Annotated in this window: 1 pseudogene; it reads left to right on the forward strand. The window is 55.9% G+C overall.

From position 1 onward, the window contains the following. Window positions 1-652 precede the first annotated feature (652 nt). A pseudogene (locus tag H8B02_RS47480) lies at window positions 653-938 on the forward strand (hypothetical protein); the annotation flags it as partial.

Here is a 938-nt window from a genome sequence, read left to right on the forward strand (position 1 = left end):
TAGCGCGTCGCACGGGCTGCGCGCGGTGCAAGTTCGAACCCGCAAATACCTCCGCGCCAGAGCCGCCTTGGTCGACCCATGCTTGAGGGTAGCCGCTTAACAGAGGGGCGCGAGGCCCCGAATTTGATTGAGCTGAGCCTCTCTGCGCCTAGTCTCCACACGGCGCTCCCCTGTTGCATTTCTCTTTTCCCGCGGTCCCGACAATCTGGTTTGAGACAATCGTAGCCGGGCAAAATAAAACCGCAGCGGTTATCCGATCTTGACAACGTATGCAACGACCGAGCTAGTCAATTGGCTTTGCTCGGCAGATTGATTGACCGACGAGTTCAGAATGCCGCGCGGCGCGCAGTAGCACCGCGCTGCCGCTTTGTACACTATTCCTGGTCAAAACTATCCTTGCGCATTTGTCAGACATTGCGATGCGAAGGCGGTTTTGGCCTTGAACACGCATTGTCGCTTGATGGCGTCGAGGGCCACCCGCTGTTTCTTGACAGCGCATGCAATATTGTCAGCCTTCACTCCCGCCACTAAACCGCTGCCTTCTCCTCAGCATCGGTGAGGAAGTCAGGTCAGGCGCTTGATTGCGTGCAGCCGGTCTTGCAGTCATCGAGAACTGCGTTCCGGCCGTCAACTTTTCAGATCGAGGTCAGTAGTGAACAGCGACTCGTTGACGACAGATATCCGCGAGTTCCTGGAGCTCTGGCAGCGAACCTTCAACAGGCATACGCCGGATTGTCTGGTTGCGTTGTACACAGATGATGCGATGCTGCAGGGTACATCGAGTGCAAAGCTCTATATCGGGGCCAAAGAGATAGCCACTTACTTTCGTGGCGGCGCTAGACTAGGTGGTGTGGACTCTAAGGATTCCCTTTTAGGAGCAAATCAGATTCAAGGCTGCTTTTGGGGAGGCGGCCTTGGGAGTGATGGACCGTTTGGTA

Source organism: Bradyrhizobium altum, assembly GCF_020889705.1.
In the GTDB taxonomy this organism is placed as follows: Bacteria; Pseudomonadota; Alphaproteobacteria; order Rhizobiales; family Xanthobacteraceae; genus Bradyrhizobium; species Bradyrhizobium altum.